Annotated in this window: 14 protein-coding genes; 6 read left to right on the top strand and 8 right to left on the bottom strand. The window is 70.1% G+C overall.

Annotation, left to right across the window (positions count from 1 at the left end; genetic code table 11):
• The first annotated feature begins 218 nt into the window (after positions 1-218).
• Entirely contained in the window at positions 219-1,415 is a 1,197-nt protein-coding gene (locus tag ABD296_RS29910) for a tyrosine-type recombinase/integrase (RefSeq protein ID WP_407061526.1), read from the top strand.
• A gap of 304 nt (positions 1,416-1,719) precedes the next feature.
• Positions 1,720-2,706 (top strand): hypothetical protein, encoded by a 987-nt coding sequence (locus ABD296_RS29905; RefSeq protein WP_344274488.1) that lies wholly within the window; start codon positions 1,720-1,722, stop codon positions 2,704-2,706.
• 530 nt (positions 2,707-3,236) lie between these two features.
• On the opposite strand, the gene ABD296_RS29900 is transcribed toward ABD296_RS29905, so the two are convergent.
• A complete protein-coding gene (locus tag ABD296_RS29900) occupies positions 3,237-3,863 on the bottom strand; it encodes a nuclear transport factor 2 family protein (RefSeq protein ID WP_344274485.1) in 627 nt (208 codons plus the stop codon).
• Here ABD296_RS29900 and ABD296_RS29895 point away from each other — a divergent pair.
• The gene (locus ABD296_RS29895) at positions 3,762-4,355 is read left to right on the top strand and encodes a sigma-70 family RNA polymerase sigma factor (RefSeq protein ID WP_344274482.1); all 594 of its coding nucleotides are present in this window, start codon (positions 3,762-3,764) and stop codon (positions 4,353-4,355) included. The two genes, ABD296_RS29900 and ABD296_RS29895, sit on opposite strands and share 102 nt — an antisense overlap.
• A 450-nt stretch (positions 4,356-4,805) precedes the next feature.
• Here the strand turns inward: ABD296_RS29895 and ABD296_RS29890 are convergent, their stop codons facing one another.
• Positions 4,806-6,488, bottom strand: coding sequence for a hypothetical protein (locus ABD296_RS29890; RefSeq protein ID WP_344274479.1), 1,683 nt, complete (start codon positions 6,486-6,488; stop codon positions 4,806-4,808).
• The gene (locus ABD296_RS29885; RefSeq protein ID WP_344274476.1) at positions 6,485-6,808 is read right to left on the bottom strand and encodes a hypothetical protein; all 324 of its coding nucleotides are present in this window, start codon (positions 6,806-6,808) and stop codon (positions 6,485-6,487) included. Before ABD296_RS29885 ends, ABD296_RS29890 begins: the two co-directional genes overlap by 4 nt.
• Positions 6,809-7,128: 320 nt before the next feature.
• On the opposite strand from ABD296_RS29885, the gene ABD296_RS29880 reads away from it, so the two are divergent.
• The 3 genes from ABD296_RS29880 (at position 7,129) to ABD296_RS29870 (ending at position 10,354) form a co-directional block, all read left to right on the top strand.
• A complete protein-coding gene (locus tag ABD296_RS29880; RefSeq protein ID WP_344274473.1) occupies positions 7,129-8,733 on the top strand; it encodes a serine/threonine-protein kinase in 1,605 nt (534 codons plus the stop codon).
• Complete coding sequence (locus ABD296_RS29875) at positions 8,730-9,701, top strand: serine/threonine-protein kinase (protein WP_344274470.1); 972 nt, start codon at positions 8,730-8,732, stop codon at positions 9,699-9,701. Before ABD296_RS29880 ends, ABD296_RS29875 begins: the two co-directional genes overlap by 4 nt.
• A 140-nt stretch (positions 9,702-9,841) precedes the next feature.
• Positions 9,842-10,354 carry a hypothetical protein gene (locus ABD296_RS29870; RefSeq protein WP_344274467.1) on the top strand — a complete coding sequence of 171 codons (513 nt, stop codon included), beginning with the start codon at positions 9,842-9,844 and terminating at the stop codon, positions 10,352-10,354.
• A 429-nt stretch (positions 10,355-10,783) separates the two neighbouring features.
• Here the strand turns inward: ABD296_RS29870 and ABD296_RS29865 are convergent, their stop codons facing one another.
• The 5 genes from ABD296_RS29865 to ABD296_RS29845 all read right to left on the bottom strand — a co-directional run bounded on the left by ABD296_RS29865 (position 10,784) and on the right by ABD296_RS29845 (position 16,337).
• Positions 10,784-12,214, bottom strand: a complete 1,431-nt coding sequence (locus tag ABD296_RS29865) for an MFS transporter (protein ID WP_344274464.1) — start codon at positions 12,212-12,214, stop codon at positions 10,784-10,786.
• A 236-nt stretch (positions 12,215-12,450) separates the two neighbouring features.
• A complete protein-coding gene (locus tag ABD296_RS29860) occupies positions 12,451-13,692 on the bottom strand; it encodes an RNA polymerase sigma factor (protein WP_344274461.1) in 1,242 nt (413 codons plus the stop codon).
• Positions 13,689-14,018: a YciI family protein gene (locus tag ABD296_RS29855; protein ID WP_344274457.1), complete on the bottom strand. Its 330-nt coding sequence runs from the start codon at positions 14,016-14,018 to the stop codon at positions 13,689-13,691. The genes ABD296_RS29860 and ABD296_RS29855 overlap by 4 nt, the downstream gene beginning before the upstream one ends.
• Before the next feature lie 96 nt (positions 14,019-14,114).
• Complete coding sequence (locus tag ABD296_RS29850; RefSeq protein WP_344274454.1) at positions 14,115-14,714, bottom strand: dihydrofolate reductase family protein; 600 nt, start codon at positions 14,712-14,714, stop codon at positions 14,115-14,117.
• A 186-nt stretch (positions 14,715-14,900) separates the two neighbouring features.
• Positions 14,901-16,337, bottom strand: a complete 1,437-nt coding sequence (locus ABD296_RS29845; protein WP_344274451.1) for an FAD/NAD(P)-binding protein — start codon at positions 16,335-16,337, stop codon at positions 14,901-14,903.
• Positions 16,338-16,474: the final 137 nt, after the last annotated feature.

Below are 16,474 nucleotides of genomic sequence, written 5' to 3'. Positions count from 1 at the left end.
CGCGACACCCGTCGAGCACACGGCGATGTGAGGTGCGGAGCGGCGGCGTCCGGCGGGGGCGCACCACACGCTGCGGCCCGGTGGACGGCGCAGGCTTCAACGGCCGCGACTGGAAGGGCCGAATCCGCTGGTGGTGGCGCTGCATCGAGTGTCATAACGCCGCACGTGAAGGTGGTACGCGCATGATCGCGGCACCGAAGTCAGCTCCGGACGCTCCGTTGGAAGCCACGACACTGCTGCCCGCCGAGGCGATGGCACCGAACCCGGCATCGGCTCCTGCAGCGACATCGGCGGCCTCGGGGCCGGCACCGGATCCGATCGGGCAGGCCGTCGCGCTGCTGCCCGCGCTGCCGCCCGACCGTCCGGGCGACCGTTACGGCCTGCAGGTGCTGACCGCCGCCTGGCTGCGCAGCCAGAGCAGCGACGCGACCCGCCGCGGCTACTACCGCGACCTGGCCGGCTGGCTGGACTACTGCGCCCGCACCGGGCTGGACCCGCGGGCGGCGCGCCGCGCGGACATCGACGACTGGTCGGCGTCCATGACCGTCACCGTCGGCGACCGATCACGCCCGCCGAGCGCCGCGACCCGGGCGCGGCGGCTGGCGGCCGTCTCCTCCTGGTACACCTACCTGCAATCCAACGACGTCACCGACCGCAACCCGACGCTGCTGGTCAAGCGGCCGACCAGCGCGCAGATCGCCGCTTCCGCATACAAGGCGCCCACCCTCAGCGTCGCCGAGACCGCGCTGCTCCTCGACACCGCGGAGGGCCGCGCCGTTGACCTGGACACCGAACCAGCCTGGCGCGACGCGGCCGTGATCGCGCTGCTGTTCTACACCGCGCTGCGAGTCTCAGCGTTCACCGGCGCGGACCTCACCGACCTGGGCACCGAGGCCGGGTACCGAGTGCTGTGGCACGCCGCCAAGGGCAAGGGCCGCGACGGCCGCGATTATGTGCGCCTGGACGGTGAACTGTGCCGCGTCCTGGACGCCTATCTCGCCGTCCGCGCCGGCCGCCACCCGGACGGCGTCGCTCGGCCCGGACCGCTGCTGGTGACCACCCCGCACCCCTACGACCCGACCAAGCCCGGCGGCAAGCGCCTAACCCAGCGCGACGTCACCAATATCCTGCGCCGACAGGCCGAACTGGCCGGATTGCCCACCGCGGCCCGGCTCAGCCCGCACAGCGGCCGCCGTACCGTCATCACCACCCTGCTCGGTAACGACGTCCCGCTCGCCAAGGTGCAGGACCTGGCCGGCCACGCCGACCCCCGCACGACGCGCGGCTACGACGACACCAACCACAAACTCGCCTCCTCCCCCGTCACCGACCTCACCCGCATCCTCGCTGGCCACCGCACCACCGGCCCGGCCCCAGCCAAGCAAGGCAATCGCCCGGCGCCTGGACATCGCTAGGAACACAGTCCGTAAGGCGTTGGCGGCGGCGGAGCCGCCGAAGTACGAGCATGCGCCTAATTATTGCCCCGGGGATATTCAAACGCTTTACGCTGCCCCCATGCCCCGCCCGGCCACCTCGATCTCGTCAGCCTCTGCTCTGGTCATAGTGTCGTCTCTGCTGCTGTCGGGCTGCGACGGCAAGCACGCCAGGCCCTCAGCGGCCACCACGCCGCCTGCGTCGGCGGCGTCCGGTGCGTCGGCCGTCCCCACGGCCCCGGGCCCGTCCGCTACGTCCCCGGAGGGTCGCAAGGCGGCCGAAGGCATGCGGCATTGGCTCCGGGCGGGCAACCCGGCCGGCCACGCGATGGTCCCCGCGGCGGCACGCCCCGTCGACACCTCGCATCCGACGCGGGTGATCGGGCACGGCGACCCGCGTGGCTGCACCGCCACGGCCGTGGTCGCCGCAGTGGCCAAGGGCGGGATCATCGCCTTCGACTGCGGCCCAGCCCCCGTCACGATCGCGATGAAGGTTACGGCCAAGATCCGCAACAGCGTCCCGCACACCGTGCTGGACGGCGGCGGCCTGGTCACCCTCAGCGGCGGCGGGGCCCGCCGCATCCTGTACATGAACACCTGCGACCAAGCCCAGGGCTGGACCACCTCGCACTGCAACGACCAGTCGACACCCCACCTGACCGTGCAGAACATCACCTTCGCCGGAGGAAACGCCACCGGGCAGAAGCAGGACGGCGGCGGCGGAGGCGCGATCTTCGTACGGGGCGGCCGGCTCACAGTGATCAACGCCCGGTTCACCGGCAACCGCTGCGACAGCACCGGCGCAGACCTCGGCGGCGCCGCCATCAGGGTCCTCGACCAGTACCACGGCCTGCCCGTCTACGTCGCCCGGAGCACGTTCGAGGGCGGGACGTGCTCCAACGGCGGCGCGCTCAGCGGCATCAGCGTGTCCTGGACGATCCTCAACAGCCTCTTCACGGGCAACCAGGCCGTCGGCCGCGGCGCCAACCCTGCCCGCGGTGGCACCCCCGGCGGTGGCAGCGGCGGGGCCGTCTACGCCGACGGCAACCGGTTCGCCATCCGCCTCGCCGGCACGGTCATCCGCGGCAGCCGCGCCAACGAGGGCGGCGGCGCCGTCTTCTTCGTCAGCAACGACAACACCGGCGAGCTCACCATCGATCACTCGCGCCTGACCGGTAACCGCAACGCCGGGTTCGAAACCGCCGGCCTGCCCGGGATCTATTTCCACAGCACCGGGCGCCCGACCATCACCGCCTCCACCCTGAGCCGCTGACGTCGGTGGGCGTCCTCTCTGGCCTCCCTGAGCTCGCGCTCCCTCCAAGCGGAACCTGGCCGACCCTGTCTACGGAACTGCGGCGGTCGGCGTAGGTCATGTCCGAGGAACTCGGGGCGCCCTGGCCGGTGGAAGGCCACTGAGCCTCCCGGCCGTCTGAAACGGTGAGGGGCGGGATCGTTCTGTTGAGCGCGGAACAGTTGGGCCCTGACTCACTCTTGGCGATCGGCTACTCAGGGTGAGACGAGCGCTAGGCAGGTGCACTCATGTTGATCGCGATTCTGCAACGGGCCGTGCTCCGAGGTGGCCGCTCGTCAACGATCTGGTGTGTCGAGCACCTGATCGTTGACGAGCGGCCGTAGACCAACCCTGCGCTCTTCACGAATCCCACCGACCCTGTGCCCTACCTGTTCGCTTGCGGATGGCCCGCGACGGGCATCTGCCGCTGCGTGACGTGCAGGTCATCCGCAGTCACGCGTACCTGAGCGCGACCGCGGAAACGTACTTGGTCGAGGGGACATCGTGATCGGTCAGAACATTCCGTGGGGGTGGAGCACATCCTCGGGGACCGGTTGAACGACGTCCCAGTGCTCGACGATCTTGCCGGTGTCGATGCGAAAGAGGTCGACGGTGGCAAGGTCGCCCTGTGGGGTGGCCACGTGGGTGTGCACGGCGACCAGGTCGCCGTCGGCGAGCATGTGCTTGGCCGCCACGGTCGCGTCCCGCAGATGCGTGCTGCCGGGTCCGCTCAAGAATTCCGCGAATGCTTGGCGCCCGGACTGTGCCGCGGGGTCATGCGCCACGCGCGGGTTATGCGATACGAAATCCTCGCCCAGCAGTTCGGTGAAGCCGACGATGTCGCCCGCGCCGAACCGGGAGACGGCCTCCAGGACGAGCAGCCGGTTCCGGTCGGTGAGTAGGGTCGATGTCATGTCACGCCTTTCAGGTCGGTGGCCGGTATCCACCTGGTGAGACGGATGCGGGTCCGTCGGCGTCACGCGTGACGTCGGCGCCCTCCAGACCGTCTTGTTGATGAGGTCTGTACGGGAGGCGCAATGGACACTGCGGCCGAACTGTTCGAGCGGCACCGAGCTTCGCTTTCGGCAGCGGCATACCGGATGCTCGGTAACCGGGCAGATGCCGACGACGTCCTTCAAGAGGCATGGCTTCGCTGGAGCCGAGTGGAACACGACTCGGTCGTAGACCCCGGCGCTTACCTGTTCCGGCTGGTCACCCGCCAGGCGATCGACGAGCTTCGCAGGATACGGGCGCGCCGGGAAGTCCAAGCCGATCAGGATCGGCCGGAGGAGCCGGCGGCCAGCTCGCCCGTCGGGCCACGGCCCGCCGACGCGGTGGCGGCGGGCCTGCTGGTCGTCCTGGAAACCCTGGCCCCGACGGAGCGCGCGGTGTTCCTGCTGCACGACGTGTTCGGCTTCTCGCACGCGGAGATCGCGGCCATCATCGGACGCACCGAACGGGCGGTCCAGCAGATGGCCTACCGGGCCCGGCGGCATGTCCGAGCGCGCCGCCCGCGATTCCGGCCCACGCCGGGCGAGCACCGGACGACCACCGAACGCTTCCTGGCCGCCGCTGCCCTCGGCGGCGACCTGGCCGGCTACGGCAGGGCCTGCGCCGCAACCTCAGCCTGAGCGCGGAGAAGCCGGACACTGGCCCACTATCGACGGTCAGCCGGTGGCGAAGGCGGCCAGGTGGGGTCATGAGGCACCGTGCGCATTTTCTCCCCCGAGGCTCGGGCCCGTGTGCGGGACGCCTCAATCGAACTATGCCGCTCCATCGCCGCAGCAGGGCCGCCACCGCGGTCGGCCACCCGCGCTGGACGGCGCCCGACGCGAGGAAGTAAAGGTGGCCCCAACTGCGCCCGCTCCAACTTCTGCGCCGTCAACCGTGATCGCCCTGGCCGCTTTCCATGCACCTCGGGCCAGGACGAGTCAGTGGCCTACGGTTACGGACGGTCAACGGCTGCGACGTCGACAGAGTGCGGTTCACTGAGACGGTCTCGGTAGTCGGCTCGGGAACCCGAATGCCACTTCGGGTGATGGGCCGCCCGCCGCGGGCTGCGCGGCGGGCGGCGGGCCGGATCAGGTGCCGGATTCGGCGGTGAGCAGCGTCGTGCCCGAGGCGTCGGTGAGCACCAGGCGGGCCTGGCCGACCGGTGCGACCTTGCCACCGAGCTTGACCGCGGCGTTCGCCTTGCCGGTGAAGGTGCTGGTGCCCAGCGCCTTGCCGGTCGAGGCGTCGACCAGGGTGGCGTGCAGCTTCTGGCCGATCGCGGGGGAGAACAGCCGGCCGGTGACGGTGCCGGAGGCGTCCACCTTGACCTCGGTGGCGCCGTTGGCGTTGACGTTGGTGACGTCGCCGAGGTCCATCGTGGGCAGGTAGGTCTCCGTCCACGACAGCGTCTGCCCGGCCTTGAGCGTGGCCGGGGAGAAGAACTTCATAGAGGCGCCAGCCCACAGATCGATGTAGGGGCGGGCGGAGTTGCCCTTGCTGAAGACGTTGGTGTCGAAGGAGTTGTTCTGGCCCCATTCCCAGAACTTCATGCCGGGGGTCTTGGCGTTGTCGCCGACGCGGACGACGCCCTCGTCGTTCTCGTGGTTGACCACGCCCCACCAGTTACCCTGCTGCATGGTGGCCAGGTCCTGGCCGTAGGTGATGCCCATGTCGCTCCAGTTGGACATCTGCTTGAGCTTGTCCAGCTTGAGCAGGCCGGACCCGGCGGGGCCGGCGGGCTTCTCGACGCCCGCCATCCACTTGTAGCCGGGGTCGCGGTCTTGACCGGCGACACGATCTGACATCGTCGGGGCGCCGGGCGCGAGCGTGGTGCAGGTCCAGTACTCGTACTTCTTGCCTTGGCCGGTCGGGTACACGTATTTGGACGGCTTGTCGGGGTAGTCGACGTCGTCGGTCTTGGTGATGGTGAGCGCGAACTTCCCCTTGCTCTGGTCGATCTTGTGGTCCCAGGGCACGTTCCAGTACTTGCCGTGCTCGGCCTCGGTGAGCGTGGGGAAGACGCCTCCGTAGACCATCAGCCAGTTCTGGTAGAACGGCGAGTTCCCGGGCTGGCCGGCGGGCGCGCTGGAGAATCCGTAGGGGGTGCCGACGGGGTTGTTGTAGAAGAGGTCGTGCCTGGTCGGCTTGTAGATCATCGACAGGAGGCGGCCGCCGTAGCCGGGCGCGAACGTCGCCTTGAGGTACTTGTTCTCGACCTCGACGGTCTTGATGGTCTGCCCGACCACCTTGTCGGCCACGCCGTCCTGACGGACCGAGACCCCGTCGCCGCTGACCTTGTAGTCGTAGCGCTGGAAGACGGTGGTGGCGTGGGTGTCGACCTTGAGGTAGTCCGGGCCGTCGGGGTTGAAGCCGGTGCCCGACGAGGTGAAGTGCCGCGGGACCTGTACGGGGACCAGCGCGGTGCTCGTGGCGGACGCGCCGGTGACGGCGCCCTTGCCGAGCGCGACCGCGCCGCGGGCGCCCGGCCGCAGCGTCTGCCCGCTGTCCAGCTTGATGACGAGGGTGGAGGCGTCGGGGAAGTAGGCGGCGTCGTCACGCAGCGCCTCGCTCACCGGCCGGCCCGACGCGGTGGTGAGGCCGGTGAAGCTCAGCAGTCCGCGGATCTGGTCGGCCGTGACGTTGGTGCCGCTGACGCCGGTCTTGGTCTCTTTGACCGCCAGGTCGCCGGCCTTGGCGATCCGGTGGTCGAAACGGATCCGGATCTGGTCGCCGGACGCCCCGACATCGGCGCCGGCGATGCCCCTCTTCACCTGGTGTGGTGGACCGTATGCGTGAGGGGCACTGCCGGACGGAAGCCGGTCCGGATCGGCACGCTGACGTGACCGCCAGGTACGGTCCGAGCGATCCATGCCGGATCGACAGTCATCGCGAGACGGCGGATGACGGTCATACAGCATGAGGGGCGACTTGCCAACGGGAGTGATCGCATCGTCGCGTATTTCGCCTGGTCAGCCGCGCGCCGGTAGATCAGTGCGGTCAGCACGTCCGGTGGGGCGCGCAACCCCCAACGGCACCAGTTGTCGGACAGCCAGAGCACCAGCATGCGGACGTCGGCGATCGCCGCCCGCACGGTCACCGTGTCGGGCCGTCAGCGCAGGCCATAGTGCAGCTGGCGGGTCGGTTCGCGTTGCGGAACCGGCACGTTTCGTGTCCTGCGTCGTACAGGCATGTGTTGAGGGCGGCGACGGGCGCGTGCACCCCACCCGTGGTGTGGGCGCTCCCGGTCGAGGAGCTTGAACTGCCAGGCCGGTCCCGACTCGCATTGGATCGCTGGGCAGAATCTCCGCGTCATCGGCGGCGCCCTTATCTGATTCCGCGTCCGGGAGGGGTGCCGGGTGAGGGCGCTATAGTCGCGTTGCCTTTTCAATGCCACACCGTCGCGGAGCGCCGATGTCCGATTGCCGTCTCATCGGGCGGTACCGGCTGGGCACGCTGCTAGGCGCCGGGGGTATGGGCGCGGTCTGGCGCGGGTACGACGAGTTGCTGGGCCGGGACGTCGCGATCAAGCGGATCATCCTGGACGGGCACGTGCCGCCGGAGGAACGCGCGGTGCTGTGCGCGCGTGCGGCCCGCGAGGCGCGAGCCGCGGCCATGCTCGACCACTCCGGGATCATCACCGTCCACGACGTCGTGGAGACGGACGGCGAGCCCTGGATCGTCATGGAGTTGGTCGAGGGCCGCTCCCTCGGCCAGACGGTGGCGGCGGATGGTCCTCTCCCGCCCGAGCGGGTCGCCGAGATCGGGGCGCGGCTGCTGGAGGCGCTGACCGCCGCGCACGGGCAGGGGATCGTGCACCGGGATGTGAAACCGGCGAACGTGCTGCTGGCGGAGGACGGAAGGATCGTCCTGACCGACTTCGGGATCGCCGCGCTCGACGGCGACCCGGCGCTCACCCGAGAGGGCGCGCTCGTCGGCTCGCCTGGGTTCATCGCGCCCGAGCGGCTGCGCGACGAGCCGGCCGGACCGGCCTCGGACCTGTGGTCGCTGGGCGCGACGCTCTACACCGCCGTCGAAGGCCGGGCGCCGTTCGACGGGCCGGCTCCGCTGGCCGCGCTCGGCGCGACCGTCACCGGTGAAGCGCCCTTTCCCGAGCGTGCGGATGCGCTGGCGCCGGTGCTCCTCTGCATGCTGGAGAAAGATCCGGCCAAGCGCATCGGCGCGGAGCAGGCCGCGACCGCGCTTTACCAGGTCGCGGCGGGCGGCGACTCCGGCTTGTATGCGACTCCCCCGGCGAGGTCCCCATCCGGCGCCCGGCCGGACGGGCGGGGAGCCTCCTCCTCGTCTGGTGCGGGTCTTGCGGGCTGGTTGCCAGGTCGCTCGACGCGTCGAGGCACGGTCGTGGCGATCGGGGTCATCGCGGTCGTGACGGTGGCCGCGACCGTGGGCGTCCTGCTCGTACACGGCCACGGCACCGATCACGGGCCCGCACGTCCGGCCACGGTGAGAGTGCCGCGCCCGGTGGCGTCGGTGGACCCGTGTGCCGTCCTGGACGACCAGCAGGCACGCGGCCTTCTCGCCGGTGCCGTCCGGCGAGGTGACACGCCGAGGACGGGTGAGTGCTCATGGCTCGCCCCGAAAGCCGCCGCCATGCTCACGGTGTACAAACCGGTCGTGGTGGCCGCCTCGTTCGAAGCGGCGCGCGACCGGATGGCGATCAAGCGAAACGAGCTGCTCGCCTACGTGCAGCAGCTCCGCACCTCCCCGTTCAACATGACCTACACCTGGCCGTACGACGGCTTCCCCAAGACGCCGATGCGGTTGAGCGAGACCACCTCGCTGACGGCGCTGCCCGGGGTGGGCGACGAGGCTGTCACCTACACCAGCCGCTACGCGCCGCCGCACGACGAGGTCAACGTCTTCCTGCGGGAGGGCAACGTCGTCCTGCAGCTCCAATGGAGCGGCCCGCGGACCGGGCCGGCCGCAGCCGCGGACGGCGCCCGGCGCGCGGGCGTGGAGGCCGCCCGAACACTCGCACGCCTGGAGAACCGCGCGTGAACGAGGTGCTGGCCGGGCGCTACCGACTGACCGGCGAGCTCGGACGCGGCGGCATGGGCGTGGTGTGGCGGGCCCGCGACGAGACACTGAACCGAGACGTCGCCGTCAAGGAGCTCCTGCTGCCGCGTGAGACGAGCGAGGCGCACCGCGAACTGGCGGCGCAGCGGGCGGTGCGGGAGGCGCGTGCGGCCGCGCGCTTGCGGCATCCCGGCATCATCACCGTCCACGACGTGGTCCTGGCCGATGGGCGGCCGTGGATCGTGATGGAGTTGCTGTCGGGACGGTCTCTGGACAAGCTCGTCAAGCAGGACGGGCCGCTCCGTCCACCCCGGGCCGCGGCCTTCGGGATCGGCGTCCTGGAGGCCTTGCACGCAGCGCATAAGCGCGGTGTGCTGCACCGCGATGTGAAACCGGCGAACGTGTTCCTGCGCGATGACGGCCGCACAGTCCTGACCGACTTCGGGATCGCCTCGCTCACCGGCGACGCTCCGCTGACCCGCCCCGGCGCACTGATCGGCTCGCCCGCCTACATGGCGCCCGAGCGGATCCGCGGCGAGCCCGCCGGACCGCCGTCCGACCTGTGGTCGCTGGGCGCCACGCTCTACGCGCTGGTGGAAGGCCGGACGCCGTTCGCCAGATCGACGTCCGCCGGGACGCTGAGCGCGGTGCTGACCGAGAGCCCGGCCTTACCGCAGCGAGCCGGTCCGCTGGCGGGGTTGCTGCTCCGCCTGCTGACCAACGACCCGGCAGAACGTCCCACCGCCGCGCAGACGCTCGACGAATTGGCCGAGCTTGCCGAGCTGAGCGACACCTCGCAGAGTGTGAAGGCCACCGGGCGCACCGGCCCACCACCCCTGACACGAGTGCGGATACCGGTCCGGACGTCGACGCGGCGACAGGGCCGGTCAGCGGGCGGCCATCCAGGCGGACCGCCGCGATCGCGCTCTCCGCTCTGGCCTTCCTGGTGATCACCTCGGTGACCGGATACACCGTCCTACATGACGACGGCTCCCCAAGACGGCCAAGTTCGACCGGCAGTCCCACGCCACCGGTCAAGGCAGGCCCCTTAACGGTGCCTCCGCTGTGCGGGCTGCTCAGCGTAACGCAGATGAACCACCTGGTCCCCCAGGCCAGCGTGATCGGCACGCCGACCACCGACCCCGACGATTACTTCGATCCTGAAACGCATCCCGGCACCGAAGCTTGCGAATGGAACGAACACAGCTACATCTCCTTCGGCCACGGCGCCACCATCAGGACCCGTCCCGTCAAAGCGGGCCAAGCGAAGGACCCGATGGGACCGGCTCACGAGGACTTCGACCGGCTCCGGCAGGCAGCCGCGGTAGCAGGGCCGCAGAACTCCCGAAGCGCCCCGTCGCCGCTGACCGGTGTCAGCGACGAAGCTTTCGTCTATGACCAGACCACCGGGGAAGCCGAGTTCCGCCAGTACGACGCCATTGTCGTCCTGCGTACCCGGAACCTGCTGACCGAGGTCCGGTATCGCTGGGCCAAGAAAGGCGTCTCACCGCCCGAAGGCATCACCGGGCTGCGCCAAGGCGCCATCCAGATAAGCCAGTGGATAGCCGCCGCCTTACTCGCAGGCAGACCGGTGACCTCCTGATCGGATGAGCGCTCGGCGCCGTACTTCGAGATTCACACCGCCGGGTGGACGCCCAGGAGGCGCTGGCTCTCGGTGGTGACGAGGTCCGGTTCGGTCAGCGGCAACTACCGGTTTTGCCGCCGGCGGGACGTGACTACCGCACCGGCTTGATCACGGAGTTGTACCCGCAATGAGGACCGGCTCCACGAAGCCGGGAAGTTACACGCAGACACGTAGCGCTGATCACTGAGCTCTTTCCAACTTCAGTTGGCGCAGCGGCGGCCGACCTCGGGCGACGCAGATGATGCCCCCGGTGATGCAGATCGGTCCGCCGAAGCCGGTCGATGGGCCTTTGGTTGGCGGTGGGGGTCAGCCGGGCGGTGGGGATGGGAGGCCAACGGGTGCATGCTCACCCGTTGGCCGGCCATCCTCGCCACAGTTGGTCTGTGCTCACTGATGGGGGTCTGATGGTGCCTTGCGGGGCATCAGGGCGACGACCGGGAGGCTGAGGGCGGTGACGGCCAGGACGACGATCAGGCTGATCTTCATCGCGTGGGCCAGTCCGGGGGTTGCGGCTTGGAAGAAGATCGACGTGACCGCGGCCGAGCCGATCGCTGAAGCGAGCTGCTGGATCGAGCTGAACGAGCCGCTGGCGCTGCCCGCCTCGTCCGGGCTCGCGTCGCCGAGAGCGACGACGGGGATCGTGGCGAAGCTGAGGCCGATGCCGACGCCGATGACGAAGAACGCCGGGGCCAGCGTCCAGAGGCCGACGTTCGTCCCGGAGTGAACGACGAGGGCCAGAACCCAGCCGCAACCGACGAGGTCGACGATGACGCCGATGAAGACGAGCCGGCGACCGAGCCCGGTGACCAGGCCGCCCATGGCGGCGAACCCGGCGGCGACGAGCCCCAGGGTGAGCGGCATCAGGCCGAACGAGGTGTCCCTCGGACTGGCGTGCAGCCCCTCCTGCAGGAACAGGGACAGCACGAAGAGCAGGCCGGTGCCGGCGGCGACGGCGACCAGGCACACGAGCAGTCCGGACGTGAAACCCCGGTTCTTCATGAGCGAGGGCTTGATGAGCGGGTGGGTCGCGGTGCGCTGACGGTAGGCGAAGGCGGCGAAGAACAGGACGCCGACGGTGATCGAGATGACGGGGACGGCGCTCCAGCCGTTGGTCGAGCCCTCGATCAGGCCGTACAGCAGCCCGAGCATGGTCACCGCGAGCAGGCCGGAGCCCCAGCCGTCGACGACCGCGGACCGGTCGCCGTCGTCGTCACGCGGCAGGATCTTGGCGGCCATGACCAGCCCGATGATGCCGAGGACGATGTTGGCGAGGAAGATCGGGCGCCAGGACAGACCGAACAGGTCGGCGCTGATGACGAATCCGGCCAGCACCGGGCCGCCGACACTGGAGAGGCCGAGAACCGGGCCGAACAGCCCGAACGCCTTGGCGAGCATGTCGCGGCTGAACGCCTTCGTCATGATCGCCATGCCTTGCGGGATGAGCAGCGCCCCGAACGCTCCCTGCGCGACCCGAGCGGCGATGAGCAGGGCCGGGGTGGGTGAGAACCCGGCGACTGCCGAGGCCAGCGTGAACCCGCTCATGCCGATCAGGAAGAGCCTGCGTTGGCCGAACTTGTCGCCCAGCCGTCCGCCGACCACGAGCAGGACGCCCATGGCGAGCATGTACGCCGGTCCCAACCACTTGATCAGGCTCTCACCGCCGTTGAGCTCTCCGGCGATGGTGGGGGCGGCGATGTTCGTGACCGTCGCATCGATCACGTCGAGGGCGTCGGCAAGCAGCACCAGCCCCAGGATCGCCCACGTCAGGCGGCTGGAGCGGCGTGTGATGACTGTGCCCGGCTCCGTCAAGGTGGTCATGAGGAACGTCCTTCTCGGCTCCGTCGGGGCGCCCCTCTTGGGCCGCCTCTCATCCCTCCTACGAACACCCCTGACCCGATCCGACACCGCCTTCGAATCTTTTTCAGAACGTCAGGCGGGAGGTCGTCCGGCACTCACGACGACACCGGCGGACTCTCACCGCGACGTACGCGGAATGCGCCGGCAGGGCGCCGCGGGGCCCGGCTGACGCTTCGCGCGCGGATTCGGAATCCCGGCTACACCAACTGGTCGCGGCGACGGGTCAGGTAGGCCGTCTCGGCGGTGTTGCCCGCCAGTTCGATGGCTTTGTCGTAGGCCGCGCGTGACTGCTGACTGCGGCCCAGCCGGCGCAGCAGGTCGGCGCGGGTGGCGTGGTAGGCGTGATAGCCGGCCAGCGTGTTCTCAAGCCGGTCGACGGCCGCCAAGGCCACGTCCGGTCCGTCGAGTTCGGCGATCGCGATGGCCCGGTTGAGGGCGACGACCGGCGAGGGGTCGAGGCGGACGAGCTGGTCGTAGAGGGCGAGGACCTGTGACCAGTCGGTGTCGCGCATGTCGCGGGCGGAGGTGTGCACGGCGTTGATCGCGGCGAGGATCTGGTAACGCCCCGGGGCCGCCCCGGCGGCGGCAGCGGCGAGGCGCTCGCGCACCAGCCGGTGGCCCTCGGCGATCAGCGCCTTGTCCCAGGCCCCGCGGTCCTGCTCGGCGAGGGCGACCAGTTCACCGCCGGCCGAGACCCGGGCGGTGCGGCGGGCCTCGGTGAGGAGCATCAGTGCCAGTAGCCCGGCCACCTCGCCGTCGTGCGGTAGGAGGGCGCGGATCAGGCGGGTGAGCCGGATCGCCTCGCCGGTCAGGTCGTGACGTACCGGATCGGTGTCGGGGCCGGTCGCCAGGTAGCCCTCGTTGAAGGCGAGGTACAGGACGGCGAGCACGCCGGAGACGCGTGCGGGGAGATCCTCCGCGGAGGGCATGCGATAGGGGATGCGGGCCGCCTTGATCTTGGCCTTCGCGCGGGTGATCCGCTGCTCCATGGCCGTCTGCCCCACCAGGAACGCGCGGGCGATCTCGGGAACGGTCAGCCCGCCGACCATGCGCAGCGTCAGCGCCAGGCGGGCCTGCATCGCCAGCGCCGGGTGGCAGCAGGTGAAGATCAGCCGGAGCCGGTCGTCGTCGATGGCGCCGAGCGGCTCGGGCGGGTCGTCGTCGTACACCATCCGAGCCTCCTTGTGCTTGGTGTCGCGTTTGCTCTCGCGCCGGATCCGGTCGATGGCCTTGCGGTTGGCGGTGGTGGTCAGCCAGCCGCCGGGGTTGGGGGGCACGCCGTCGGCCGGCCACCGCTCGACGGCGGCCGCGAACGCCTCGGCCGCCGCCTCCTCGGCGATGTCGAGGTCACCGAAGCGCCTGGTCAGGGCGGCGACCACCCGGGCCCACTCCTCGTGGTGGGCCCGGGTGACGGCCTCCCGGACGTCGAACCCGCTCACGCGTCCAGAAACGGCCGCACCTCGACCTTCCGGTTGCAGGCCTTCGACCCCTCGGCGGCGAGCTTGAGCGCCACGTCGAGGTCAGGGGCCTCGACGATCCAGAAGCCGGCGAGGTACTCCTTGGACTCCAGGAACGGCCCGTCGGTGACCAGCGCATCCTCGCCCCGGTTGTCGATGACGGTGGCCGTGTCGGGTGCGGCGAGGCCGCCGGCGAACACCCAGTTGCCCTCGGCCTGGAGCCGGTCGTTGAAGACGTCGATCGCAGCGTGCTCGTCCGGCGTGGCGAGGTCGGACCGGTCGTGGATCACGGAAAACAGGTACTGCATCTGCAGATCATCTCCTGGGGTGTCAGGACGGTGTGGTCTCCACTCGCGACTCGACCCGGTCGATCGCCTTGCGGGTCGCTGTCGTACCGGGTGCGTCTAGCCCGCGTTTCTGAGCTGCGGCCCGACGCCCTCGGGGATCTCGTCGTGAAGGTGCGGGGTGTACACGAGCTTGTGCGTCCGACCGTCGAGCACGGTCGACTCGATGAGTTCCAGGTCGAACTCCGCGCCGTCGTGGAAGAGCGCCGCTTCGCCGGCGCGCCCCGAGATGGCGGGGAACATGATGACCTCGAGCCGGTCGACGAGTCCGGCGGCGAGAAGAGCGCGGTTCAGCGAGATGCTGCCGTGCGAACGCATCGGGACGTCCGTGGTGCGCTTCAGGCGCTCGATCGCCGTCACCGCGTCCTCGTTGAGGACCGTCGAGTTCCGCCACCCGAGCGGTTCTTCGAGCGTGCCGGAGAACACGATCTTCGGCAGCTCGTTCAGGCTGTCGTAGTAGGGCTCGTCGAACAGGCCCACGAACTTCCGGAACTGCCGGAACGTCGTCGCGCCGAAGACCAGCACCTGGTCCTGGGCGAAGGTGCGCACCCGGTCCTCGATGAGCTCAGGGCCTTCCTTCCCCCAGTAGCCGGGCCAACCTCTGGCCATGCCGTAGCCGTCGAGGCTGCAGAAGAAGTCGACGGTGAAGGTGGTGCTCATGGTGCTGCTCCCTCTTCTTGCGCCACCTCTGTTGGGCGGCTTCACCACTTCCACGAACACGACTGACCCGATCCGACACCGCCTTCGAATTATTTCGAGGGCTACCGGCCGACACGCCCAGGAGCTTGGCGATCGAGGGCGAAGATCCGATCACCGTTGGCGAGCTCGAGACGGGACCTCTTACGGTCAAGGTGTCCGGAGCGCCGCGGCGGTGCGGGACGCCTGCGCAGCGACGCCCGCGATACTCGACGTGATGAACGAGCCGCCGCCGGCCAGGTCGCCGACCACGTGCACGCGCGGGTCGGCGGGGACCATCCCGCCGGACGGGTGGAGGGTGGCCAAGCCGGCGTCCATCAGTGATCGGACCAGGTGCCGGGCCGCGCCCGGGACCGCTTGCGGAGGCGCATTCACGGCGTTGACGACGACATGCGCGGTGCGTTGGCCCTCCGCGTCCCGCACCTGGAACCGCCCGTTCACCGGCTCGACCGCAGTGACGCCGGAAGAGACGGTTAGCTGGCCGGAGTCCAGGAGCCGCATCAGGACGGACGCGTTCAACGGAACCATGGGCGAGGCGACGCTCGTGGCCGTGCGGCGGTGGCGCCGCAGCCATACGCGGTCGGGTTCGCGCAACAGGCGCCAGGCGTAAGGGCCGACGGTGTGCGCCGTCTCCTGCAACACGCGGCGGCCGATCCGGGGGTCGTCGACTGCGGCGATCTGCTGCCGGAGGCGTCGGACCGGGTCTTCGGTCCGAGCGCTGCGGAGCTGGGCCGCGAGTTCGTCGAAATCCTCTCCCGCGTCGGCCATTTCAGTGCGCAGCAGGCCGACGAGGTCGTCGAGCGCGAGATACCCCTGGGCGCTGTGCAGCTTCGCCACCTGCTCGACGGTCACGTGTGCGGGACGCCGACCGTCCGGGCGCTGCCAGACGTACGGCAGCACCCCGCTGCGCGACAGGAGCGTGATCCGCCCCGGATACCCGTGCGCGGCGAGCGCCACGACGACATCGACGGCGGTCAGGCCGCTGCCGATGACCGCCACATCGTCGCCGGCGGCAATGTGGTCGAGCGTGTCGGCGAGCGGATACGGATCGGCTGTGAAGCCTGCTTCACCGGTAAGTCCGTACAGGTCCGGGGGCGTTCCCCCGCCCATGCACAGCGCCACGCGGTCTGCTTCGTACTCCTGCCCCTCGTCCGTGCGCAGAACCAGGCGCGTACCGGACCGGACGACGGCGTCCGTCACCCGCGCGGCCACGACGCGCACGGGCCGGCCCTGTTCGGCCAGAGCCGCCGCAGCCTTCTCCGCGGAGTGGACCAGGTACTCGCCGTAGAGCGCGCGCGGGACCAGCGGCTGGCCGAGGAGCGGGTCGAGGTGGTCGGCGCCGCGTTTTCCGAGCCAGGCCGCGAAGTGGCCGAAGTCGCCGGCCCGGACCGACATGAGGGCCGGTGGCGTGTTGACCAGCACCGCCTCCAGGTCCGGGCCGTACGGTCGCCCTCGCCACCGGTGCGGCGACGGCTCGAAGACGGTGATGGTGCCGGTTCCGTCCACTGCGGCGTTGTCCTCGGTGGCGGCGAGCGCGTCCAGCAGGGCGACGGCTGCCGCGCCTCCCCCGACGATCGCGATGTCCATGATGTCCCTCTCCGGTGGTCGTGTGCCACCGACCCTGCTCGTCTTCCTCAGGGCGCCCCATCCCCGGTTCCCGGGAGATCGGTGGGGAACGGCCCCCTCAAACGAGGGGTTCCGTGCTGTGAGGCGACAGGGCAGGC

It is taken from the genome of Actinomadura napierensis, from assembly GCF_039529375.1.
Lineage (GTDB): Bacteria > Actinomycetota > Actinomycetes > Streptosporangiales > Streptosporangiaceae > Spirillospora > Spirillospora napierensis.
Note: the sequence above shows the minus strand (reverse complement) of the source record. Positions and strands in the feature narration are given on the sequence as shown.